Origin of the sequence: Streptococcus toyakuensis, from assembly GCF_024346585.1 — a bacterium.
GTDB classification, from domain to species: domain Bacteria; phylum Bacillota; class Bacilli; order Lactobacillales; family Streptococcaceae; genus Streptococcus; species Streptococcus toyakuensis.
The window spans coordinates 443,858-466,797 of the sequence record NZ_AP024523.1; the positions used below are offsets into that span (position 1 = coordinate 443,858).

At 35.7% G+C, this 22,940-nt stretch carries 20 protein-coding genes; all 20 read left to right on the forward strand.

The features are described 5' to 3' along the window. Nucleotides 1-2: 2 nt before the first annotated feature. The 20 genes from STYK_RS02415 to STYK_RS02510 all read left to right on the forward strand — a co-directional run bounded on the left by STYK_RS02415 (nt 3) and on the right by STYK_RS02510 (nt 22,802). A complete protein-coding gene (locus STYK_RS02415; protein WP_261805158.1) occupies nt 3-902 on the forward strand; it encodes a CPBP family intramembrane glutamic endopeptidase in 900 nt (299 codons plus the stop codon). Beyond that, nucleotides 886-1,173 (forward strand): autorepressor SdpR family transcription factor, encoded by a 288-nt coding sequence (locus tag STYK_RS02420; RefSeq protein ID WP_000006509.1) that lies wholly within the window; start codon nt 886-888, stop codon nt 1,171-1,173. The genes STYK_RS02415 and STYK_RS02420 overlap by 17 nt, the downstream gene beginning before the upstream one ends. Beyond that, nucleotides 1,154-1,795 carry an SdpI family protein gene (locus STYK_RS02425; RefSeq protein ID WP_082242398.1) on the forward strand — a complete coding sequence of 214 codons (642 nt, stop codon included), beginning with the start codon at nt 1,154-1,156 and terminating at the stop codon, nt 1,793-1,795. The genes STYK_RS02420 and STYK_RS02425 overlap by 20 nt, the downstream gene beginning before the upstream one ends. A 126-nt stretch (nt 1,796-1,921) precedes the next feature. Then, nucleotides 1,922-2,377: a DUF3290 family protein gene (locus tag STYK_RS02430; protein WP_000675332.1), complete on the forward strand. Its 456-nt coding sequence runs from the start codon at nt 1,922-1,924 to the stop codon at nt 2,375-2,377. Next, a complete protein-coding gene (locus STYK_RS02435) occupies nt 2,374-3,009 on the forward strand; it encodes a DUF421 domain-containing protein (protein WP_020901636.1) in 636 nt (211 codons plus the stop codon). The genes STYK_RS02430 and STYK_RS02435 overlap by 4 nt, the downstream gene beginning before the upstream one ends. 54 nt (nt 3,010-3,063) lie before the next feature. Next, entirely contained in the window at nt 3,064-4,809 is a 1,746-nt protein-coding gene (locus tag STYK_RS02440) for an ABC transporter ATP-binding protein (RefSeq protein ID WP_033684820.1), read from the forward strand. Then, complete coding sequence (locus STYK_RS02445) at nt 4,799-6,541, forward strand: ABC transporter ATP-binding protein (protein WP_261805159.1); 1,743 nt, start codon at nt 4,799-4,801, stop codon at nt 6,539-6,541. The genes STYK_RS02440 and STYK_RS02445 overlap by 11 nt, the downstream gene beginning before the upstream one ends. Nucleotides 6,542-6,724: 183 nt before the next feature. Beyond that, complete coding sequence (locus STYK_RS02450) at nt 6,725-7,417, forward strand: sugar transferase (RefSeq protein WP_049502473.1); 693 nt, start codon at nt 6,725-6,727, stop codon at nt 7,415-7,417. 42 nt (nt 7,418-7,459) lie between these two features. Then, nucleotides 7,460-8,686 carry a DegT/DnrJ/EryC1/StrS family aminotransferase gene (locus STYK_RS02455; protein ID WP_261805160.1) on the forward strand — a complete coding sequence of 409 codons (1,227 nt, stop codon included), beginning with the start codon at nt 7,460-7,462 and terminating at the stop codon, nt 8,684-8,686. A gap of 921 nt (nt 8,687-9,607) precedes the next feature. Next, entirely contained in the window at nt 9,608-11,716 is a 2,109-nt protein-coding gene (locus STYK_RS02460) for a glycosyl hydrolase family 28-related protein (protein WP_125393369.1), read from the forward strand. After that, entirely contained in the window at nt 11,700-12,446 is a 747-nt protein-coding gene (locus STYK_RS02465; RefSeq protein ID WP_023935650.1) for a protein phosphatase 2C domain-containing protein, read from the forward strand. The genes STYK_RS02460 and STYK_RS02465 overlap by 17 nt, the downstream gene beginning before the upstream one ends. 57 nt (nt 12,447-12,503) lie before the next feature. Further along, entirely contained in the window at nt 12,504-13,145 is a 642-nt protein-coding gene (locus STYK_RS02470; protein ID WP_261805161.1) for a phosphate signaling complex PhoU family protein, read from the forward strand. 12 nt (nt 13,146-13,157) lie between these two features. Continuing rightward, entirely contained in the window at nt 13,158-14,633 is a 1,476-nt protein-coding gene (gene galT / locus STYK_RS02475; RefSeq protein WP_261023639.1) for a UDP-glucose--hexose-1-phosphate uridylyltransferase, read from the forward strand. Nucleotides 14,634-14,645: 12 nt separating this feature from the next. Beyond that, on the forward strand, nt 14,646-15,656 hold the full coding sequence (gene galE, locus STYK_RS02480) for a UDP-glucose 4-epimerase GalE (RefSeq protein WP_261805162.1): 1,011 nt from the start codon (nt 14,646-14,648) through the stop codon (nt 15,654-15,656). A gap of 183 nt (nt 15,657-15,839) precedes the next feature. Further along, nucleotides 15,840-16,499 carry a DUF1868 domain-containing protein gene (locus tag STYK_RS02485; RefSeq protein ID WP_000793811.1) on the forward strand — a complete coding sequence of 220 codons (660 nt, stop codon included), beginning with the start codon at nt 15,840-15,842 and terminating at the stop codon, nt 16,497-16,499. Between the two features lie 24 nt (nt 16,500-16,523). Continuing rightward, complete coding sequence (locus STYK_RS02490) at nt 16,524-17,591, forward strand: extracellular solute-binding protein (protein WP_000738380.1); 1,068 nt, start codon at nt 16,524-16,526, stop codon at nt 17,589-17,591. Nucleotides 17,592-17,693: 102 nt separating this feature from the next. Beyond that, on the forward strand, nt 17,694-18,704 hold the full coding sequence (locus STYK_RS02495) for an ABC transporter ATP-binding protein (protein ID WP_000589137.1): 1,011 nt from the start codon (nt 17,694-17,696) through the stop codon (nt 18,702-18,704). Nucleotides 18,705-18,715: 11 nt separating this feature from the next. Beyond that, complete coding sequence (locus STYK_RS02500; protein ID WP_166732130.1) at nt 18,716-20,407, forward strand: ABC transporter permease; 1,692 nt, start codon at nt 18,716-18,718, stop codon at nt 20,405-20,407. 2 nt (nt 20,408-20,409) lie between these two features. Next, on the forward strand, nt 20,410-21,120 hold the full coding sequence (locus tag STYK_RS02505) for an MgtC/SapB family protein (RefSeq protein ID WP_001149044.1): 711 nt from the start codon (nt 20,410-20,412) through the stop codon (nt 21,118-21,120). A gap of 686 nt (nt 21,121-21,806) precedes the next feature. Further along, nucleotides 21,807-22,802: a LacI family DNA-binding transcriptional regulator gene (locus STYK_RS02510; protein WP_000410752.1), complete on the forward strand. Its 996-nt coding sequence runs from the start codon at nt 21,807-21,809 to the stop codon at nt 22,800-22,802. Nucleotides 22,803-22,940: the final 138 nt, after the last annotated feature.

Here is a 22,940-nt window from a genome sequence, read left to right on the forward strand (position 1 = left end):
ATATGTCAAATAAGAGAACAATCCTTCTTTTTGTGGTCTTGGCTTATGGCCTTGCTTGGATAGTATGGTTGACACTATGGCTAAGTGGTGTTGGTCTAAATTCTCCATGGAGTCAACTTGCTAGTATTGTAGCCATGTGGATGCCTGCACTTGCAGTCTTTCTCTTAGGGAAAATCACGAATCAACCTAGTGGAATCAAATCTAAATTAGTTGTGAATCTCAAGAGCAACTGGCACTTTTACTTACTAGCTATCTGGTTACCAGCAGTCATCAGTTTTTTAGGAGCGGGACTTTATTTTCTTGTATTCCCTAGCAATTTCAGCCTTGGTTTTGAATCTATTCAAGCCATCTTACAAGAAAAAGGTGTCTCTCAATCAGCCATTCCCTTATCTTTCTTAGCCTTGATTCAAATCCTAGCTAGTTTGACCTACGCTCCTTTTTTTAATAGTTTTTTTGCATTGGGAGAGGAAATTGGTTGGCGTGGCTATCTTTACCCAGCTCTAAGAGGACGCTTTTCAATAGTCCAGACTCATGTCTTGCTTGGTCTCATTTGGAGTCTTTGGCATCTACCAATCAATTTGCAAGGATATAATTATGGTCTTACTTATTTTGATTATCCTGTTTTGGGAGTTGTTGCTATGTTTCTATTTTGTTTTAGCCTAGGAATATTGTTGAGCTGGTTGTTGGAAAAGACAGGTTCTATCTGGGCTTCTGCCCTATTTCATGGGGCAATCAATGCAACTGCCGGTATTGGGTTACTATTTCAATTACCAGGAGAAAAAGTTTCAAACCTCTTGATTTTAGGCCCATCACCGACCGGAATGCTATCAGTTCTACCTTGCTTATTCCTAGCCCTACTAATATTACAAAGGGAAAGGAGTCATTATGAGTTTTGCAAATAGTTTTAAAGCTTTATCTCATCCAGTTAGGAGAGAGATTTTAAATTTACTCAAAGCAGGTAGATTATCTGCAGGAGAAATTGCCAGTCAATTCGAGTTGACAGGTGCAACTATTTCACACCATCTCACGATTTTGAAAGCAGCGGATTTGATTCATGAAATGAAAGAAAAAAACTTTATTTATTATGAGTTAAATACATCGGTTTTAGAGGATATAATGGTTTGGCTAGCAGATCTGAAAGGAGATCATTTTGATGAAGATAAAAATCAATAAGAAATTGGTATTATTTACGAGCATTCTCATCCTACTACCTTCCCTTGTAGGTTGTGTTTTCTGGAATCAATTACCAGAGGAGATACCCACTCATTTTAATCTACTGGGGCAAGCGGATGGCTACAATCATAAAATGTCTGCTATCTTTGGATTACCTACTCTCATGCTTTTGATGCATTGGTTGCTTCTATTTTTAATGATTAAGGATCCTAAATCTAGCAATATCAGTTCAAAAATACAAGTTTTGATTTACTGGATTATTCCCTTTGTATCTTGTCTATTAATGATTTCTATCTTCGGAGAATCTTTGGGTTATTCCATGATGAGTGGGCTACTAGCTCAGATTTTTATGGGAGTCGTGATGATCGTAATTGGAAATTATCTACCAAAAACACACCGAAATTATATAATCGGTATTCGACTACCGTGGACCTTGGAGAATGATGAAAACTGGAGAAAAACGCATCGTCTAGCTGGAAAAATTTGGGTATTAGGAGGATTGTTATTGTTTCTAAATTCCTTTGTTCAACTATATGTTTACTGGGTGTTTTTCTTGACACTTCTACTTGTGGTGTTGATGCCTGGTGTTTATTCATATCAATTATCAAAATCAGAATCTTGAAATAGCTACTGTAGTCATTAGTTAGAGAAGTTGGTCTGATAAGTCTATTTCCCCAACGTATGGCTTGAAAAATCACTCTCTTTCGTTTATAATTAAGAATGATTTTATGAAAGGGAGTGAAAATAAATGAAATTTTACTCATATGACTATGTGCTTAGCCAAATCAGTCAACAAAATGGAATCATGATTGGCTTTGGAATTGTTCTCCTAGCTATCACAGGATTTTTTGCCTTTAAGGCCTATCGAGATAAAAAGGGGACTAAGTTTCGGGAATTGGTCATGATTTTGGCCTTGACCTTAGTGGCCATGCTTTTAGTGACAATTTCAAAATACCAGACCAATCAAGCCTCTAACAATCAATTTCAAACCTCCCTTCATTTCATAGAGGTTGTTTCCAAAGACTTGGGGGTGGATAAATCAGAAGTTTACGTTAATACTTCAGCTGCCACTGATGGAGCGCTTGTCAAGGTAGGTCCAAATTTCTACCGCGCCATGAACGGGAGCCAACCAGACAAGTATCTTTTAGAGAAATTAGAATTGAATCAAACAGACGCTATTGAATTGGTGGAGGTAAACAAATGACACTCAACTATATGGAAATTTTAATCAAACTGGCCTTGGGTCTTTTCTCTCTTGTTTTTGTTATTAATGTGACAGGAAAGGGGAATCTAGCACCTAACTCTGCTACAGACCAAATTCAGAACTATGTTCTTGGTGGTATCATCGGTGGGGTAATTTACAATAGTTCAATCAGTATCCTGCAATACACAGTGATTTTGATGATGTGGACGATTTTGGTTTTGACCCTAAAGTGGCTCAATAACAATGTTCGCTTTGTCAAACGCTTGATTGATGGGAAACCAACTCTCCTCATCAAAAATGGGCAGATTGACCCAGAAGCCTGTCGTTCAGTTGGCTTGTCTGCATCGGATGTAGCCCTCAAACTTCGTAGCCAAGGGATTTTCCAGATGAAGCAAGTTAAACGAGCTGTGCAAGAACAAAATGGCCAACTCATCGTGGTTCAAATGGGAGATGAAAATCCTAAGTATCCAGTTGTGACTGACGGTGTGATCCAAGTCGATGTCTTGGAATCGATTGGTCGTAGCGAAGAGTGGTTGCTTGATAACCTCAGCAAACAAGGACATGACAATGTGGCCAATATCTTTATCGCTGAGTATGACAAGGGTGCCGTCACAGTTGTAACCTATGAATAAGAAAAACCTGGGGTCTTGGCCTCAGGTTTCCATTTGCAATCAGAAAGGGATTTTATGTCCATTATTCAAAAACTTTGGTGGTTTTTCAAGTTAGAAAAACGCCGTTATCTAGTCGGAATTGTGGCCCTGGTCTTGGTTTCCGTCCTCAATCTCATTCCACCTATGGTCATGGGGCGGGTGATTGATGCCATCACATCGGGACAATTAACCCAGCAGGACCTCCTTCTTGACCTATTTTACTTGCTACTTGCTGCCTTTGGGATGTACTATCTGCGCTATGTTTGGCGTATGTATATCCTCGGTACTTCCTACCGTTTGGGACAGATTATGCGCTCTCGCTTATTTGAGCATTTCACAAAAATGTCTCCAGCCTTTTATCAAACCTATAGGACGGGGGACCTGATGGCACACGCAACCAACGATATCAATGCCTTAACGCGTCTGGCAGGGGGAGGGGTTATGTCAGCGGTGGATGCCTCAATCACAGCTTTAGTGACCTTGTTGACCATGCTCTTTAGCATTTCATGGCAAATGACCTTGGTTGCCATTCTTCCCCTGCCTTTCATGGCCTATGCGACCAGTCGTCTAGGTAGAAAGACTCACAGAGCCTTTGGAGAGTCCCAAGCTGCCTTTTCTGAACTCAATAACAAGGTGCAGGAGTCTGTATCAGGTATCAAAGTGACCAAATCTTTCGGTTATCAGGCAGACGAGCTGGAGTCTTTTCAGGCAGTCAATGAATTGACCTTCCAAAAGAACCTGCAAACCATGAAATACGATAGTCTCTTTGACCCCATGGTTCTCTTGTTTGTTGGCTCCTCCTATGTTTTAACGCTTTTGGTCGGTTCCTTGATGGTTCAGGAAGGGAAAATCACGGTTGGAAATCTGGTTACCTTTATCAGCTACTTGGATATGCTGGTTTGGCCTCTTATGGCTATCGGTTTCCTCTTTAATATCACTCAGCGAGGGAAGGTTTCCTACCAGCGGATTGAGGAACTCTTGTCTCAGGAATCACCTGTACAAGATCCTGAGTTTCCTTTAGATGGCATTGTAAACGGGCGCTTGCAGTATGATATTGATAGCTTTGCCTTTGAAAATGAGGAAACACTGACGGATATTCACTTTAGCTTGGAAAAAGGGCAAACACTGGGCTTGGTCGGTCAGACAGGCTCTGGGAAAACATCTTTGATCAAACTCCTCTTGCGTGAATACGATGTGGACAAGGGAGCCATTTATCTAAATGGTCATGATATTAGAGATTATCGTCTGACAGACCTTCGTAGTCTCATGGGCTACGTTCCTCAGGACCAGTTCCTCTTTGCGAATTCAATCTTAGACAATATACGCTTTGGCAATCCTAACTTGCCCCTTTCAGCGGTCGAGGAAGCGACTAAGCTAGCTCAAGTTTATCAAGACATTGTAGACATGCCTCAGGGATTTGATACGTTGATTGGTGAAAAGGGAGTCAGTCTTTCTGGAGGTCAAAAGCAGCGTCTGGCCATGAGTCGGGCTATGATTTTAGATCCTGATATCTTGATTTTGGATGATTCTTTGTCGGCTGTGGATGCCAAGACGGAGTATGCGATTATCGACAAACTCAAGGAGACGCGAAAGAACAAAACAACCATTATCACGGCTCATCGCCTGAGTGCAGTTGTCCATGCAGATCTGATTTTAGTCCTGCAAAATGGTCAAATTATCGAACGAGGCAGGCACGAAGACTTGCTAGCTTTGGATGGCTGGTATGCCCAAACCTACCAGTCTCAGCAGCTGGAAATGAAAGGAGAAGAAGATGCAGAATAAGAAAGAACAATGGGCTGTATTGAAGCGCTTGATGTCTTATCTCAAGCCTTATGGACTCCTTACCTTTTTGGCACTCAGTTTTCTCCTAGCGACGACGGTCATCAAAAGTGTCATTCCCCTTGTGGCTTCCCACTTTATCGACCAGTATCTCAGCAATCTCAATCAACTCGCTGTGACCGTTTTGCTGGCCTACTATGGCCTTTATATCCTACAAACTCTGGTCCAGTATGTCGGCAATCTTCTCTTTGCGCGCGTGTCTTACAGTATTGTTAGGGATATTCGTCGCGATGCCTTTGCCAATATGGAAAAGCTGGGCATGTCTTATTTTGACAAGACGCCAGCAGGCTCTATCGTCTCTCGTTTGACAAATGACACCGAGACCATCAGTGATATGTTTTCGGGAATTTTGTCCAGCTTTATCTCAGCAGTTTTCATCTTTCTGACAACTCTTTATACCATGTTGGTGTTGGATTTTCGTTTGACTGCATTAGTCTTGCTCTTTCTCCCCTTGATTTTCCTTTTGGTCAATCTCTATCGGAAAAAATCAGTGAAAATCATTGAGAAAACCAGAAGTCTCTTGTCAGATATCAATAGCAAGCTGGCTGAAAACATCGAGGGAATCAGAATAATCCAGGCCTTTAATCAAGAGAAGCGCCTGCAGGCGGAATTCGATGAAATCAACCAAGAACACTTGGTCTATGCCAACCGTTCTGTAGCCTTGGATGCCCTCTTTTTGCGCCCTGCCATGAGTTTGCTGAAACTCCTAGGATACGCTGTTTTGATGGCCTATTTTGGCTATCGTGGTCTTTATCTGGGAATAACGGCAGGAACCATGTATGCCTTTATCCAGTATATCAATCGTCTCTTTGATCCCTTGATTGAAGTGACGCAAAACTTCTCAACCCTGCAAACGTCTATGGTTTCTGCAGGTCGTGTCTTTTCCCTGATAGACGAGAGGACCTATGAACCTCTTCAAGAAAATGGCCAGGCTAAAGTCAAAGAAGGCAATATCCGTTTTGAACATGTGTGTTTTTCTTATGATGGGAAACATCCGATTCTGGATGATATTTCCTTCTCCGTTAATAAGGGTGAGACCATTGCCTTTGTGGGGCATACAGGTTCTGGGAAATCTTCTATTATCAATGTCCTCATGCGCTTTTATGAATTCCAGTCAGGGCGAATTCTCTTGGATGATGTGGATATCAGGGATTTCAGTCAGGAAGAGCTGAGAAAAAACATTGGTCTGGTCTTGCAGGAACCCTTTCTTTATCACGGGACTATCAAGTCCAATATCGCCATGTACCAAGAGATCAGTGATGAGCAGGTCCAGGATGCGGCAGCCTTCGTGGATGCAGATTCCTTTATTCAGGAACTTCCTTTGGGTTATGATTCCCCTGTTTCTGAGCGTGGCTCCAGTTTTTCAACTGGACAGCGCCAGCTTCTTGCCTTTGCTAGAACAGTCGCCAGTCAGCCTAAAATTCTGATTTTGGATGAAGCGACAGCCAATATTGACTCTGAAACAGAAAGTTTGGTTCAAGCTTCTCTGGCTAAGATGAGACAGGGACGGACAACCATTGCCATCGCTCACCGCCTTTCGACCATCCAAGACGCCAACTGTATTTATGTTTTGGATAAGGGACGCATTATCGAGAGTGGAACTCATGAGGAACTCTTGGCTTTGGGAGGAACCTACCACAAGATGTATAGCTTGCAGGCAGGGGCCATGGCCTAATACTCTTTGAAAATCTCTTCAAACTAGGTCATCTTTATCTGCAACCTAAAAGCTGTACTTTGATTTTCATTGAGTAAAAGAAGGAAATCCTTCAAATTACAGATTTCTTTCACCGCCTTTTCCATTTTGTGGTATAATGAAAAATGTTGACAAATAGTATAATAAAAACAAAGGAGAAACAGCATGCTGAAATGGGAAGACTTGCCCGTGGAAATGAAATCAAGCGAGGTTGAGTCTTACTACCAGCTTGTCTCTAAAAGGAAGGGTTCGCTGATTTTCAAGCGTTGCTTGGATTGGGTTCTAGCCTTGGTTGTACTTGTTCTGACCTCTCCCATCTTTCTCATCTTGAGCATTTGGATCAAGTTGGATAGCAAGGGGCCAGTGATTTACAAGCAAGAGCGCGTGACCCAGTACAATCGACCTTTCAAGATTTGGAAGTTCCGTACCATGGTGACGGATGCGGATAAACAAGGGAGTCTGGTGACTTCTGCTAACGATAGCCGCATTACCAAGGTTGGCAATTTTATCCGCCGTGTCCGTTTGGACGAACTGCCTCAGTTGGTCAATGTTCTTAAAGGTGAGATGTCCTTTGTAGGGACGCGTCCTGAAGTGCCTCGTTACACAGAGCAGTATAGCCCTGAGATGATGGCAACCTTGCTTTTGCCAGCAGGGATTACCTCTCCAGCCAGCATCAACTACAAGGATGAGGACACTATCATCAGTCAAATGACGGAGAAAGGTCTGTCGGTTGACCAAGCCTATGTCGAACACGTCCTTCCTGAAAAGATGCGCTATAACCTCGCCTATCTCCGAGAGTTTAGTTTCCTTGGAGACATCAAAATCATGTTTCAAACCGTGTTTGAAGTGCTAAAATAAAGTAGTCATGAGAGAATGAGTACAGATAAAAGGAGCAAATCAATGCCAAATTACAATATTCCATTTTCACCACCCGATATTACGGAAGCAGAAATTGCTGAAGTAGCGGATACCCTGCGTTCTGGTTGGATTACAACAGGTCCTAAGACAAAAGAACTGGAGCGTCGCTTGTCTCAATATACACAGACGCCTAAGACTGTCTGTCTTAACTCTGCGACTGCCGCTCTTGAGTTGATTTTACGCGTCTTGGAAGTGGGACCTGGTGATGAAGTCATCGTTCCAGCCATGACCTATACAGCTTCATGTAGTGTCATTACGCATGTGGGAGCAACCCCTGTCATGGTGGATATCCAAGCAGATACGTTTGAGATGGACTATGACTTGCTCGAGCAAGCCATTACTGAAAAGACCAAGGTGATTATCCCAGTAGAACTTGCAGGTATTGTTTGCGACTATGATCGTTTGTTCCAAGTTGTGGAGAAAAAACGTGATCTCTTTACTGCGTCAAGCAAGTGGCAAAAAGCCTTTAACCGTATCGTGATTGTTTCTGATAGTGCCCATGCTTTGGGATCTACTTATAAAGGACAACCAGCTGGTTCTATCGCTGACTTTACTTCCTTCTCATTCCATGCTGTTAAGAACTTTACAACGGCTGAGGGAGGAAGTGCGACTTGGAAGGCCAATCCAGCGATTGACGATGAAGAGATGTACAAGGAATTTCAAATCCTTTCCCTTCATGGTCAAACTAAGGATGCTCTTGCTAAGATGCAACTGGGTTCATGGGAATACGATATCGTCACACCAGCCTACAAGTGCAATATGACCGATATCATGGCGTCACTTGGTTTGGTACAATTGGACCGTTACCCAGCTTTGCTACAACGTCGTAAGGACATCGTGGACCGTTATGATCGTGGTTTTGCTGGTTCTCGCATCCATCCATTGGCACATGAGACTGACACAGTCGAGTCTTGTCGTCACCTTTACATCACCCATGTAGAAGGAGCAAGTTTAGAAGAACGCAATCTTATTATCCAAGAATTGGCCAAAGCAGGAATTGCAAGTAACGTACACTACAAACCGCTTCCTCTCTTGACAGCCTATAAGAATCTTGGCTTTGATATGGCGAATTATCCTAAGGCCTATGCCTTCTTTGAAAATGAAATTACCCTCCCTCTTCATACAAAATTAAGAGATGAAGAAGTGGACTATATTATTGAGACTTTCAAAACAGTTTCTGAAAAAGTGCTAACTTCATCAAAAAAATGACAAACTACAGTCAAGTAATAGTGATTCTGTTTCTAAAAAGTCTAATTGAGTGTAAAACTGTTGTTTTCAATTGAAAGTCCTATAGTAAAATGAAATAAAAACAGGACAAATTAATCAGGATAGTCAAATTAATTTCTAGCAATATTTTAGAAGCAAAAGTGTACTCTTATAGTTTCAATATACTGTATGGTTTGAAATGAGATGTGAGCAATTTGGTGTAGCATTTAGAATTTTTATTAGGCATCATTTAGAAAATGTAGTGTCTTGTTCTAGTTTTCAATTCACCCTATTTTTTGAAAGACGCGAGTTTCCACGAATGAGGTTGTGGAAACTCGCGTCTTTCTTTTTTGTTTTCAGAATATTGTTCAAAGTTTTGAGACTATTTTTCATGTTCTAGTCATTCTTTTGAAATAATCTATAAAACACGTGTCTACAATGATCTATATGTCCTATTCCAGTATTTTAGAAGAACTGCGTCTATTTTTATAGAGCTTGAATCTAGCTTTTATAGAAAATCTATTTAAGAAATATATTGTATTGTTTTGATTTCAATCCGCTATATGAACGATATTCATGTAAATATACCTGGTGAATGCTTGCATGACAAGATATTTGTTCTTGTATTTATAAATTAGTATTTTACGAGATATCAACATGCTTTAAATACAGTGAATAGGATATTTTTATGTTCAAGCTAAGAAAGATAGTAATCACTTTTGAATGGAAGGTTAAAGAATTATTAGAAGTATGGTTAGATATATAAATGGTCACGCTTTCACAATTTTGATATTTTATTGTGTTATTCCTTGACAATTTTGATTTAAAAATATATTATAAAGAAAATGACAGCGGTGTCATTTTCTGGTATGGAATTTATATGAATATTAAATTAGGACATAATATTTTTAATTGGAGGCTAATATGAAATCTTTTCAACAAAATGAGGTTTTCTCTATTCGTAAGTCTAAGGTGGGAGTTTGCTCAGTTCTCTTAGCGGTTTTATTTATTGGAACACAAAGTGTTTTAGCTAATGAAGTAGTTGGTGAAACTTCTTCGTCTAAAGATAATATGCAAATGAACTCTTTGTTGAGTAGCACATCTACATCATTATCTGCGGAACCCCATTCTGATACTCTCAGTCTTGATAACAATTCAAGTTTAAGTACTGATAATAATGGAGGAGTGAGTATTAATCAAAATAAACCTGATATAACAAATGATACTATGATGGGTAACATCTCTGGGATGGAAGTGAATACTATTTTAAGTACTAATCTGAACGAAGACGTAGCTTTGAATGTAAAAGATTATGGAGCAATAGGTGACGGGGTTAATGATGATCGTCAAGCAATTCAAGATACAATAGATGCTGCAGCTAAAGGACTAGGCGGAGGAAATGTATATTTTCCTGAAGGAACTTATTTAGTAAAAGAAATTGTTTTTTTAAAAAGTCATACACACTTAGAATTGAATGAGAAAGCTACAATTCTAAATGGTATAAATATTAAGAATCACCCTTCTATTGTTTTTATGACAGGTTTATTTACGGATGATGGTGCGCAAGTAGAATGGGGCCCAACAGAAGATATTAGTTATTCTGGTGGTACTATTGATATGAACGGTGCTTTGAATGAAGAAGGAACTAAAGCAAAAAATCTACCACTTATAAATTCTTCAGGTGCATTTGCTATTGGGAATTCAAATAACGTAACTATAAAAAACGTAACATTCAAGGATAGTTATCAAGGGCATGCTATTCAAATTGCAGGTTCGAAAAATGTATTAGTCGATAATTCTCGTTTTCTTGGTCAAGCTTTACCTAAAACTATGAAAGATGGGCAAATTATAAGTAAGGAGAGTATTCAGATTGAACCATTGACTAGAAAAGGTTTTCCTTATGCTTTGAATGATGATGGGAAAAAATCTGAAAATGTTACTATTCAAAATTCATATTTTGGTAAAAGTGATAAATCTGGAGAATTAGTAACAGCAATTGGTACACACTATCAAACATTGTCGACACAGAACCCCTCTAATATTAAAATTTTAAATAATCATTTTGATAACATGATGTATTCTGGTGTACGTTTTACAGGATTCACTGATATTTTAATTAAAGGAAATAGATTTGATAAGAAAGTAAAAGGAGAAAGTGTACATTATAGAGAAAATGGTGCAGCCTTAATAAATGCTTTTAGTTATAAAAATGTAAAAGATGAACTTGATTTAAATAAGAAAGTCGTTATTACTGAAAATACATTTTATATTTCTGATCCTAAAACAAAGGCTATTAGAGTAGCAAAAGATAGTGCAGAATATTTAGGAAAAGTATCAGATATTACTGTAACAAAAAATGTAATTAATAATAATTCTAAGGAAACAGAACAACCAAATATTGAATTATTACGAGTTAGTGATAATTTAGTAGTCTCAGAGAATAGTATATTCGGTGGTAAAGAAGGAATTGTTATTGAGGATTCAAAGGGTAAAATAACCGTTTTAAATAACCAATTTTATAATTTATCCGGTAAGTATATATCATTCATCAAATCTAATGCAAATGGGAAAGAACCAGTTATACGTGATAGCGATGGTAATTTCAATATTGTAACGGAGAATGGGCTTTACAAAATTGTAACAAATAACTTAAGTGATAAAAACGAAAAAGAAAAAAACAAAGAGGAAAAATTTAAAACAAGTTCATATGTGCATGAAAAACAATCTAATTCAAATAATGTAATTGATAGTAACCAGAAGAAAGGAGAGTTTAACTCAAGTAAAGATAATAGACAAATTAATGACAAGATTGACAATAAACAAGATAATAAGATAGAAGAAGTGAACCATAAAATAGTTGGAGATGGCAGAGAAACTGAAAATCATATTAATAAATCTAAAGAAATAGTAGAGGTAAAACAAAAATTACCAAAGACTGGTTCGAACAAGATTATGGAACTATTCTTAACAGTGACAGGAATTGGTTTACTTTTGACACTAAAAGGGTTGAAGTATTATGGTAAAGATAAATAAAATTTGTTCGATACAAGGAAGTTCCGTAGAAAATGAGGATGCTGTAGGTTCACAAAATCAGTATTTTTGGATTATTGATGGAGCTACAGATTTATATAATTCTAAAGAGGAGATAGGTTATTCAGTCTCAGAAGTTGTACATATTTTATCAGAAAGTTTGTCGGTTAATTGTAAAGAATCAAAAACTCTTAAACAAATATTTGAAACTGCTTTACTCGAGGTTAAAGATGAAATCGGTTTAAACTCATATGAATTAACAGAGTATTATCGCTTACCAACATTTGCTTTTATATTTGCTAAACTTTCAGAAAAAAAGTTGGAGTATATGATGCTAGGTGACTGCGTCATGTTAGTAAACGAAATGGAAATAACTGATCATAGAGTAGATAACTTATTTGAAAAAGGGAAAAATGAGATAAAAGACTCAATTGGTACAAATAGTGTTTTAAATAAAAAAATTATTTTACAAAAAATCAGAAAATTATCTAATCAACCGAGTGGGTACTGGATAGGTTCGTTGGATGAGAGATTTTTAGACCATGCTATTATTAATCAAATAGATGTTACTAGTGAACAAATTGTTTTAATGAGCGATGGCTTTTATGAATTCTATCAAAATAATCAAAATAAAACTTTTGAAGAGTTAATTAAGATGAGATTTAATTCTTCTGCTATTGATCCAATCTATGGAAAGAAAGATGATGCAAGTATTCTAGTTATTGATGTTTGATATATTGTTTAAAATATTAATTGTTACTATTGAACTTTGTTAAGAAGAGGTACCTAAATGTTAAGGTTATATTTAGAAAATGAAATTATAGAATTATCAAATAATTTAGAGACCATTTGGGTATCTGTGCTTGATAAATATGAGAAGTTATTTGAATATTTATCAAATGAAGAACGAATAGAATTGATTAAAGAAGATTTAATCATAAATGAGTCAGTTCTAAATGTTGATAAAAAAGGATATGAGTTAATTTGTTTACAACATCCCGTTTCATATGACTTAAGAAGAATTATTAGTGTAATAAAAATATCAACTGACATTGAACGTATTGGGGATAGAATTGTTGAAATTTTAAAAAATCTACAGATTATTCAAAACAATGAAATTTTGAAGAAAATTATTTCAGAAATAAAAATACTTCATGAAGTTATCGGACTGCATATGAATAGGGCTATATCTTGTTATAGAGAGGAACAATCTGGATGTTTAGATATGGTTGTTATACAAAAACAGAATGAGATAGAAGAGCTTAGTATAAATATTGAAAAGAAAATCATGAATTACATATTTGAAGATGATGGGAATGTTTCTGAAGTAATTGGTGCTTTAGCTATTATTCATCACCTTGATAAAATTGCTCATACTACGCAATCAATTTATAAATGGATAATGTATAGAAAATATGGGAACATAAATTAGAAAGAAAAATATATGAAAACAATTATTGATAATTTTGTTGATAGAGTAATTGAATACGGAATGTATAATGAAATTGACAAAATATATGTGAAAAATAGAGTACTAGCGTTAATAGGTGAGGAGGGAACTGATCGCATTTCCGATGAAAATGACCTGAAACAAATAAAAGATTACTTAGTGGAAATCGCCTTAAAAAACGGTAAAATTAAAGATTTAATCGAGGAAAAGGAATGTTTAGGAGCAGAGTTAATGAATTTCATAGTTCCTTTACCGAGTCGATTAAATGATATTTTTTGGAGTTCATATGATATATCACCTCAAGAAGCAGTTGAAGAGTTTTATAAGTTAAGTAAAGATAGTGATTATATTAAAACTTCTGCTATTGCTAAGAATATTGAGTTTCGAGCATCAACTAAATACGGAGAGCTAGAGATTACGATAAATTTGTCAAAACCCGAAAAAGATCCAAAAACAATTGCTGCTGAAAAATTAGTAAAAGCAACTAATTATCCCAAATGTTTACTATGTATGGAAAATGAAGGATATCAGGGGCGAATAAATTATCCAGCACGTTCGAATCATAGAATTATTCGGTTGAAACTTGGTGACGAAGTATGGGGATTCCAGTATTCTCCCTACTCATATTTTAATGAGCATGCGATATTTTTAAATAGTCAACATGTACCAATGGCTATTACCTCTAAAACATTTGAACAATTATTGGAGATTGTTGATATTTTGCCAGGATATTTTGCTGGTTCAAATTCTGATCTTCCTATCTCAGGAGGCTCCATTCTTAGTCATAACCACTACCAGGGAGGGAAACATATTTTCCCAATGGAAAAAGCAAAATTTGAGAGTGAATTTCGTTTTAAAGACTTTGAGGATGTTAATGCTGGTATTGTAAAATGGCCAATGTCAGTAATTAGGTTACAAAGTGAAAATAAAAATCGATTGTTAGATTTAGCTAATAAAATTCTAAATAAGTGGAGGGAATATTCAGATTTAGAAGTAGACATCATTGCTATGACTGAAGATGTCCCACACCATACGGTGACTCCTATTGCTCGTAAAGTGGACGGGAGATATGAATTAGATATTGTTCTAAGAGATAATCATACTACTGAACAATACCCAGATGGTGTTTTCCATCCTCATCAAGATGTACAACATATTAAAAAGGAAAATATCGGGTTAATCGAAGTGATGGGACTTGCGATATTACCACCTCGTTTGAAACCAGAGTTAGAAGAAGTTGGAAAATATCTTTTAGGAGAGGATAACGCAATTGCGGATTATCATTTAGAATGGGCCGACCAATTGAAAGAAAAATATCCTCGCATTAATAAAGAAGAGGTTAATAGCGTAGTTCAACACGAAGTAGGACAAGTGTTTGCGAGAGTTCTGGAAGATGCAGGAGTTTATAAGAATACACCGTCTGGGCATGAAGCGTTTATGAGATTTGTTAAGTCGGTTGGAATTAATTAGGAGGAAACCCAAATGGCAATATTGGTAACAGGCGGAGCTGGTTATATTGGTAGCCATACCGTAGTAGAATTACTAAATTTAGGAAAGGAAGTCATCATTGTCGACAACCTTTCGAACTCTAGCATCTTGGTGCTAGACCGTATTGAAGCAATTACAGGAATACGTCCCGTGTTTTACGAATTAGATGTTTGTGATAAACAAGCATTGAGAAAGGTATTTGAAAAAGAATCGATTGATGCTGCAATTCATTTTGCAGGTTATAAAGCTGTCGGAGAATCCGTGCAAAAGCCTGTGATGTACTACAAAAATAATATTATGAGTACATTAGCACTTGTTGAAGTGATGTCAGAATTTAATGTTAAAAAGATTGTCTTTTCTTCAAGTGCGACTGTATATGGAATTAACAATCAGTCACCCCTAATTGAGACGATGGAAACAAGTGCGACAAATCCTTATGGGTATACGAAAGTGATGCTTGAACAAATTTTAAAAGATGTTCATGTGGCAGATTCAGAATGGAGTATTGCGTTGCTTCGTTATTTCAATCCAATTGGTGCTCATGAGTCGGGGTTGATTGGAGAAGATCCATCAGGTATTCCTAACAACTTAATGCCTTTTATTGCACAAGTAGCGGTAGGTAAGCGACCAGAGCTAAGTGTTTTTGGAGATGATTATGATACGGTAGATGGTACTGGTGTTCGCGATTATATCCATGTAGTGGATTTAGCGATAGGGCATATAAAAGCTTTAGAAAAAGTATCTGAAAAAACAGATGTTTATATTTATAACCTTGGTTCAGGAGAAGGCACAAGTGTATTACAACTTGTAAATACATTTGAAAGTGTTAATAAGGTTCCAATTCCGTATAAAATTGTACCAAGACGATCAGGAGACGTTGCGACTTGTTATGCAAATGCAGACAAAGCATATAAGGAATTAAATTGGAGGACAACAAAATCGATTGAAGACATGTGTAGAGATACATGGAATTGGCAATCAAAAAATCCCAATGGCTATAATTGATGATACTGTCTATATGAGTGCTGTATTTTGGAAAAATTACTTAACCTTTTAATGAAATGCATATTTAATGAAAGATAAATTTTTTTAAAAAAATGTTTGAAAGCGCTTGACAAAGGAAACGGTTTCATTGTATAATGTAAACAAGATGACACCGATGTCAAATATAAAAAAGAAGGTCTTTATATGAAAAACTTAACAAAAATTAAGTTCAAAGAGAATGGGGAATTTAATCATTTCCCTGGGAATACAGTTGTAGCAAATCTTTATACTAAACAAGATTTGATGGAAGTTGTTGATATTATTCAATCACGTTATAGAGAATTACCATTTATCGATAAGTTTACTTTAACTCCAAGGAATTCTATTCACATGACTGTAATTGAATTGTTGTGCCATGAAAATCGTGAAACGGAGTTTTGGAGCAGTAATCTTCCTCTAGATACACCTTTACAGGAAATACATGATTACTTTGCTAAACAACTTGAAATTTTTCCATTGTTGGATGAAGAAATTCATATGCGTGTAACTGAAATGGGAAAACAAAACATACTAGTTGAACCTGCAGATGAAGCTTCTGCAAAGAGATTAGAAGAAATTCGTACTTATGTCTCAGAAAAAGCAGGTGTTCGTTTCCCTAATCATGATAGATATCAATTCCATATTTCAATTGGGTATCTTCGGATTCCTCTAACCGAAGAGGAGGAAGAAGAGTTTACTAAAGTCAGAGCAGAATTAACTGAAATTTTATTAGAGAAGATTCCAACTATTACTGTAAACCGTATTGACTATACTGTATTTGAAGATATGAGACAATTTGTTCCATATCACGAAAAATTTAAATAAAATAATAAAAAAGGAGAACTTATCATGAAAAAAATGAAAGTTTGGTCTACTGTACTTGCAACGGGAGTTGCTCTTACTACACTTGCTGCTTGCTCTGGCGGTTCAAATTCTACGACTGCTTCTTCATCTGAAGAAAAAGCTGATAAAAGTCAAGAATTAGTAATCTATTCGAACTCAGTCTCAAATGGTCGTGGTGATTGGTTAACTGCTAAAGCAAAAGAAGCTGGTTTTAATATAAAAATGGTTGATATCCCTGGCGCTCAATTAGCAGACCGTGTTATTGCCGAGAAGAATAATGCAGTTGCAGATATGGTATTTGGAATTGGTGCTGTTGATTCAAATAAAATTAGAGATCAAAAATTACTAGTACAGTACAAGCCTAAATGGTTAGATAAAATTGATCAATCTTTATCAGATAAAGATAATTATTATAATCCTGTGATTGTTCAACCATTAGTTTTAATTGGAGCGCCTGATGTAAAAGAAATGCCTAAAGATTGGACTGAATTAGGTAGTAAATATAAAGGTAAATATTCAATTTCTGGGCTCTCAGGTGGAACAGGACGGGCAATTCTAGCAAGTATCTTAGTTCGATACCTTGATGATAAAGGTGAATTAGGTGTTTCTGAAAAAGGTTGGGAAGCAGCAAAAGAATATCTGAAAAATGCATACACTCTTCAAAAGGGAGAAAGTTCAATTGTTAAGATGTTAGACAAAGAAGATCCAATACAATATGGAATGATGTGGGGTTCTGGTGCATTAGTTGGACAAAAAGAACAAAATGTTGTTTTCAAAGTTATGACTCCTGAGATTGGTGTACCATTTGTAACTGAACAAACTATGGTTTTAAGCACTAGTAAAAAACAAGCGTTAGCTAAAGAATTTATTGATTGGTTTGGTCAAACAGAAATTCAAGTAGAATATAGTAAGAACTTTGGATCTATTCCTGCAAATAAAGATGCCCTAACAGAGTTACCTGAAGATACGAAAAAATTTGTGGATCAAGTGAAACCACAAAATATTGACTGGGAAGCTGTTGGAAAACATTTGGATGAATGGGTAGAAAAAGCTGAATTAGAATACGTACAATAAGAAATAAGAGTTAATTTTTATGTCCAAGTCTCTCTATTATTTCTAAATTTATAGAAGAAATAAAGAGAGGCTTTTGGTTTAGTAATAGAGGGAGTTAGTGAGATGATTAAATTTGATAATATTCAAATTAAATATGGTGATTTTGTTGCAATTGATAATCTAAATTTAGATATACATGAAGGGGAATTCTTTACATTTCTTGGGCCTTCAGGATGTGGTAAATCAACTACTTTGAGAGCATTGGTAGGTTTTCTAGATCCATCATCAGGAAGTATTGAAGTTAATGGAACAGATGTCACTCATTTGGAACCTGAAAAGCGTGGAATTGGTATTGTATTTCAATCTTATGCGCTATTTCCAACTATGACTGTTTTTGATAATATTGCATTTGGTTTAAAAGTTAAGAAGGTAGCTCCAGATGTTATTAAAGCTAAAGTATCAGCAGTAGCAGCAAAAATTAAGATCTCTGATCAACAGTTACAGCGTAATGTATCAGAATTATCTGGGGGTCAACAACAAAGGGTAGCATTGGCTCGTGCTCTGGTTCTTGAACCTAAAATTCTTTGTCTAGATGAACCATTGTCAAACCTTGACGCAAAATTACGTGTAGATTTGAGAAAAGAGTTGAAAAGACTTCAAAAAGAGTTAGGTATTACTACTTTATATGTTACTCATGACCAAGAGGAAGCCTTAACTTTATCTGATAGAATTGCAGTCTTTAACAATGGATACATCGAACAGGTCGGTACACCTGTAGAGATTTATCATAATTCTCAAACTGAATTTGTATGTGATTTTATTGGCGATATTAATGTTTTGACCGATGAAACAGTCCACGAAGTATTACTTAAAAATGCAAGCGTTTTCTTAGAAGATAAAAAAGGATACATTCGATTAGAGAAAGTTCGATTCAATCGTGAAACTGAACAAGATTTCATTCTAAAAGGAACAATTATTGATGTTGAGTTTTCTGGAGTTACAATTCACTATACAATAAAAGTTTCTGAAAGTCAGATTCTTAATGTAACAAGTATTGATAGTCAGGCTGCTATTAGATCTGTCGGAGAAAGTGTGGACTTATTTATCACACCATCAGACGTTCTGCAATTTTAAGGAGGTGCAGTATGCGTCATAAATTAAATTTAAAAGATTGGCTTATTCGTTTAGGGTTAATCTGGTTCTTAGTAACATTTATTATTTATCCAAACTTTGATCTAGTAGTGAATGTATTTGTAAAAGGAGGAGAATTTTCCCTTGATGCTGTACATCGTGTTCTAAAATCTCAGAGGGCACTTCAGAGTATTATGAACAGTTTTAAGTTAGCATTTTCACTCATTATTACAGTTAATGTCGTAGGTATTCTTTGTGTTCTATTTACAGAGTACTTTGATATTAAAGGTGCTAAAATTTTAAAATTAGGTTATATGACCTCTTTAATTTATGGAGGAGTGGTTTTAGCGACTGGATATAAATTTGTCTATGGTCCATATGGATTGATTACAAAATTTTTACAAAATGTTATCCCTTCTTTAGACCCTAACTGGTTTATTGGGTATGGTGCAGTCTTATTCATTATGACATTTTCAGGAACTGCTAATCATACATTGTTTTTAACAAATACAATTCGAAGCGTTGACTATCACACTATTGAGGCTGCTCGAAATATGGGAGCAAAACCATTTACTGTTTTCCGAAAAGTAGTGTTACCAACCTTAATTCCAACTCTATTTGCACTTACTATTATGGTTTTTCTTAGTGGTTTATCTGCAGTAGCAGCACCCATGATTGTTGGTGGTAAAGAATTTCAAACTATAAATCCAATGATTATTACATTTGCAGGGATGGGGAATTCTCGTGATTTAGCTGCCTTACTTGCAATTATTTTAGGTATTGCAACTACAATTTTGCTTACTATCATGAATAAGATAGAAAAAGGTGGAAATTATATTTCTATCTCTAAGACTAAAGCGCCTCTTAAAAAACAAAAAATTGCGTCTAAGCCTTGGAATATCATTGCTCACATTGTAGCATATGGATTGTTCACAGTTTTCATGCTTCCACTAATTTTTATAGTATTATACTCATTTACAGATCCAGTTGCAATTCAAACAGGTAACTTAACATTATCAAACTTTACTTTAGAAAATTATCGCTTATTCTTTAGTAATAGTGCGGCATTCTCTCCATTCTTGGTCAGCTTTATTTATTCTATTATTGCTGCGACAACAGCAACAATTCTCGCAGTTGTATTTGCTCGTGTTGTCAGAAAACATAAATCTCGTTTTGATTTCTTATTTGAATATGGTGCTCTACTTCCTTGGTTACTACCAAGTACACTTTTAGCAGTAAGTTTATTATTTACTTTTAATCAGCCACAATTTCTTGTCTTGAATCAGATTTTGGTAGGTAGTTTGGTAATTCTACTTATTGCATATATAGTTGTAAAAATCCCATTTTCTTATAGAATGGTACGTGCTATTTTATTTAGTGTTGATGATGAGATGGAAGATGCAGCAAGAAGTATGGGTGCTTCACCTTTTTATACTATGATGAAGGTTATCATTCCATTTATTTTACCGGTTGTTCTCTCTGTTATTGCTTTAAACTTTAACTCTTTATTAACTGACTTCGACTTATCTGTATTCCTTTACCATCCCCTAGCTCAACCATTAGGTATTACGATTCGATCTGCAGGTGATGAAACAGCAACATCTAATGCACAAGCTCTGGTATTTGTTTATACAATTGTATTAATGATAATTTCTGGTTCTGTTTTATACTTTACTCAGAGACCAGTTAGTAGAAAAAGGAAATAATAATGCAAGCAACAAGCTTAGGACTATCATATATCGAAATTGTATTAAGAATTGTACTTTCATTAGTTATTGGTGGTGTAATTGGTTTAGAGAGAGGAAGTAAATCTCAACCAGCAGGTATTCGTACACATAGTATTGTTTGTCTGGCTGCATGTTTAATTATGATGACTAATGAGTATGTATCTTATAAATTTGGTACAGGAGATCCTACACGCTTAGGTGCGCAGGTTATATCAGGTGTTGGTTTTCTTGGGGCTGGAACAATACTTATTACAGATAAAAAGAAAATAACTGGTTTAACAACTGCAGCCGGAATATGGGCTTCAGCTGGAATCGGTCTAGCTATTGGTGTTGGTTTTTATGAAGGAGCCATACTAGGAGCAATGTCTGTTTGGAGTGTTATAACTATGTTCCAACCTTTAAAAAAATATCTTCAAAGTCGTTCAAAGATAATCGAATTGTATATCGTTGTTAGATCTACAGAGGCATATAATCGGGTACTAGTATACTGTGCTGAGAATGGCATTAGAATGACTGATTCTAGAACTGCATTTGGAGATGTTAATTCAGAAAGAATTGAATATTTTGATGTTCCAGACAAAAAAATCGCGTCATTTATTACTCTGGAATTATCAGGTAGATTTGAGCACCTTAAACTAATGGAAGAAATTGCTAATATTGTTGGTGTGATTTATGTTGAGGAAATCAGCTAATCTAGGGATAAACAAAGGGACGGATTATTCTAGTCCTTTTGTTTTCTTTAAATAATAAGAAATATAAGGGCACATCTAAAAACTCAATTTCAATACTTTTAAACATTGATGTATCAACGTTTTCTGAGCAATAAAAATAGAAAATCGGTAGTTTTTAGAGGTGTCCATAATAATTTTTGAAGAAAAGGATCTAACTAATTTGAGAGTATATAAAGTGGATTTTGATGCAGGAAAAATAACTTATTTTGATGACTATAATCTCATACAGGTATACCACTTCCATTCATTTTATGATGTTTGTGAGATGGTGTTCGCTTGTCATTTACCATTTGAAGAAATGCTTAGAAATGTTATTGTTAAGGAGAAAGCTGTTCCCATATTAGAGTGTTATATTGAACAGATAATGAATACATTTCTAAATACAGAAAGATTTACTGAAAATGATTCCTTGGAATTTTCAGGTAGTGTATTTTCTTATCCGGTGATTTGTAATGCAGTTTACAAAATAGTACAAAACAGTGAATTGAATTGTAAAATTTATGTTACTAGTACTGAAAGTTAATGTAGATTTAGTGAAGTATTTCCTCCAGATGTAAACTAGATTAAAAGATTAGAATGTAATTTTCTTGTTAAAATAATTTAAATATTGTATAGTTATAGTGAAGGTTTATGACAGGAGTATTTTAATGGAAAAAGGGAAAAAGGTAACGATATATGATATTGCACGTTTGTCTGGTTTTTCTCCAAAGACAGTTTCACGTGTAATAAATGGAGGGAATAGAGTAAAACCTGAGACTTATAATGCCATAAAAAAAGTCATCGATGAGTTATCCTATATTCCAAATGCCTATGCTCAGAATTTAACGAAGAAAGAAACCACGAATATTTTAATATCTGTGAAGAAGATTGATTCTTTTCCTTTAATCTGGTTTCAAACACTTTTAGATAAAGTTTTACAAACTTGTAGACAATTTGGAGTAAATGCTATTGTTGAATATTTTGGAGAGGAAGATTCGATTAGTAATTCAATTATTTCAAGTATTGGTAGCCTTGTAGATGGAGTGATTGTCTTTTATGAGGGGGAGAATGATATTCGAATCCAATATTTAAAGAAAAATAATATGCCTTTCATTGTCTTTGGAGAGTCTCAAACACCTGGAGTAGTTTACGTATCTAACAATAACTTTCAAGCTACTTATGATATGATGAAAGTAGTTTTGGAAAAGAATTTTAAAGATATGTGGTTACTTATGGGAGGTGAGTCTTATGTAAATAAGGATCGAGAGAGAGGAGTGAGAACTTTTTTAAAGGATAATAATTATTCTATGGATTTGAAGGTAGTTTATGGTTTAACTACAATAGAGTCAGTTTATTCCTTTGCTGTGAATGATTTGTCTTTTGGAAATTATCCAGATATTATATTTGTTTCAGGCGATGAAAAAGTTCAGGGACTAATTCGTGCGTGTTACGAAAAAGGAATAGCGATTCCGGATAATATATCCGTTGTTGGATTTGATAATATTCCAATTTCACAGTATTACACTCCTGCTTTATCTACAATTTCTCCTAATTATGTTAAATTAGCTCAAGAAATGATTGAAGGGGTATTAGCAATTATAAAGGGGGAAAGTGTCACATCTGTTGAAGTTTCTACTAAACTTGTTAGGAGACAGAGTTTCTAGTATTGTTTAATTCTTGAAAATCCTAATGGAAAAGATGGAGTGTTCTAAAGTAAGTTCTGTTTAGCATCTATTCAGTTTCTATTGAGTTGGATCCAATTTCCAACAAGTGGGACATTTTCACGTTCGATTTACTAAAGA

Excerpts from the sequence above, each read along its gene's own strand:
- STYK_RS02440 (WP_033684820.1), top strand. The coding sequence starts at position 3,064 with ATGTCCATTATTCAAAAACTTTGGTGGTTTTTCAAGTTAGAAAAACGC.
- STYK_RS02450 (WP_049502473.1), top strand. The coding sequence starts at position 6,725 with ATGCTGAAATGGGAAGACTTGCCCGTGGAAATGAAATCAAGCGAGGTT.
- STYK_RS02470 (WP_261805161.1), top strand. The coding sequence starts at position 12,504 with ATGTTAAGGTTATATTTAGAAAATGAAATTATAGAATTATCAAATAAT.
- STYK_RS02500 (WP_166732130.1), top strand. The coding sequence starts at position 18,716 with ATGCGTCATAAATTAAATTTAAAAGATTGGCTTATTCGTTTAGGGTTA.
- STYK_RS02505 (WP_001149044.1), top strand. The coding sequence starts at position 20,410 with ATGCAAGCAACAAGCTTAGGACTATCATATATCGAAATTGTATTAAGA.
- STYK_RS02490 (WP_000738380.1), top strand. The coding sequence starts at position 16,524 with ATGAAAAAAATGAAAGTTTGGTCTACTGTACTTGCAACGGGAGTTGCT.
- STYK_RS02435 (WP_020901636.1), top strand. The coding sequence starts at position 2,374 with ATGACACTCAACTATATGGAAATTTTAATCAAACTGGCCTTGGGTCTT.
- STYK_RS02445 (WP_261805159.1), top strand. The coding sequence starts at position 4,799 with ATGCAGAATAAGAAAGAACAATGGGCTGTATTGAAGCGCTTGATGTCT.
- STYK_RS02415 (WP_261805158.1), top strand. The coding sequence starts at position 3 with ATGTCAAATAAGAGAACAATCCTTCTTTTTGTGGTCTTGGCTTATGGC.
- STYK_RS02420 (WP_000006509.1), top strand. The coding sequence starts at position 886 with ATGAGTTTTGCAAATAGTTTTAAAGCTTTATCTCATCCAGTTAGGAGA.
- STYK_RS02460 (WP_125393369.1), top strand. The coding sequence starts at position 9,608 with ATGAAATCTTTTCAACAAAATGAGGTTTTCTCTATTCGTAAGTCTAAG.
- STYK_RS02465 (WP_023935650.1), top strand. The coding sequence starts at position 11,700 with ATGGTAAAGATAAATAAAATTTGTTCGATACAAGGAAGTTCCGTAGAA.
- STYK_RS02425 (WP_082242398.1), top strand. The coding sequence starts at position 1,154 with ATGAAGATAAAAATCAATAAGAAATTGGTATTATTTACGAGCATTCTC.
- STYK_RS02430 (WP_000675332.1), top strand. The coding sequence starts at position 1,922 with ATGAAATTTTACTCATATGACTATGTGCTTAGCCAAATCAGTCAACAA.
- STYK_RS02495 (WP_000589137.1), top strand. The coding sequence starts at position 17,694 with ATGATTAAATTTGATAATATTCAAATTAAATATGGTGATTTTGTTGCA.
- galE (WP_261805162.1), top strand. The coding sequence starts at position 14,646 with ATGGCAATATTGGTAACAGGCGGAGCTGGTTATATTGGTAGCCATACC.
- galT (WP_261023639.1), top strand. The coding sequence starts at position 13,158 with ATGAAAACAATTATTGATAATTTTGTTGATAGAGTAATTGAATACGGA.
- STYK_RS02510 (WP_000410752.1), top strand. The coding sequence starts at position 21,807 with ATGGAAAAAGGGAAAAAGGTAACGATATATGATATTGCACGTTTGTCT.
- STYK_RS02485 (WP_000793811.1), top strand. The coding sequence starts at position 15,840 with ATGAAAAACTTAACAAAAATTAAGTTCAAAGAGAATGGGGAATTTAAT.
- STYK_RS02455 (WP_261805160.1), top strand. The coding sequence starts at position 7,460 with ATGCCAAATTACAATATTCCATTTTCACCACCCGATATTACGGAAGCA.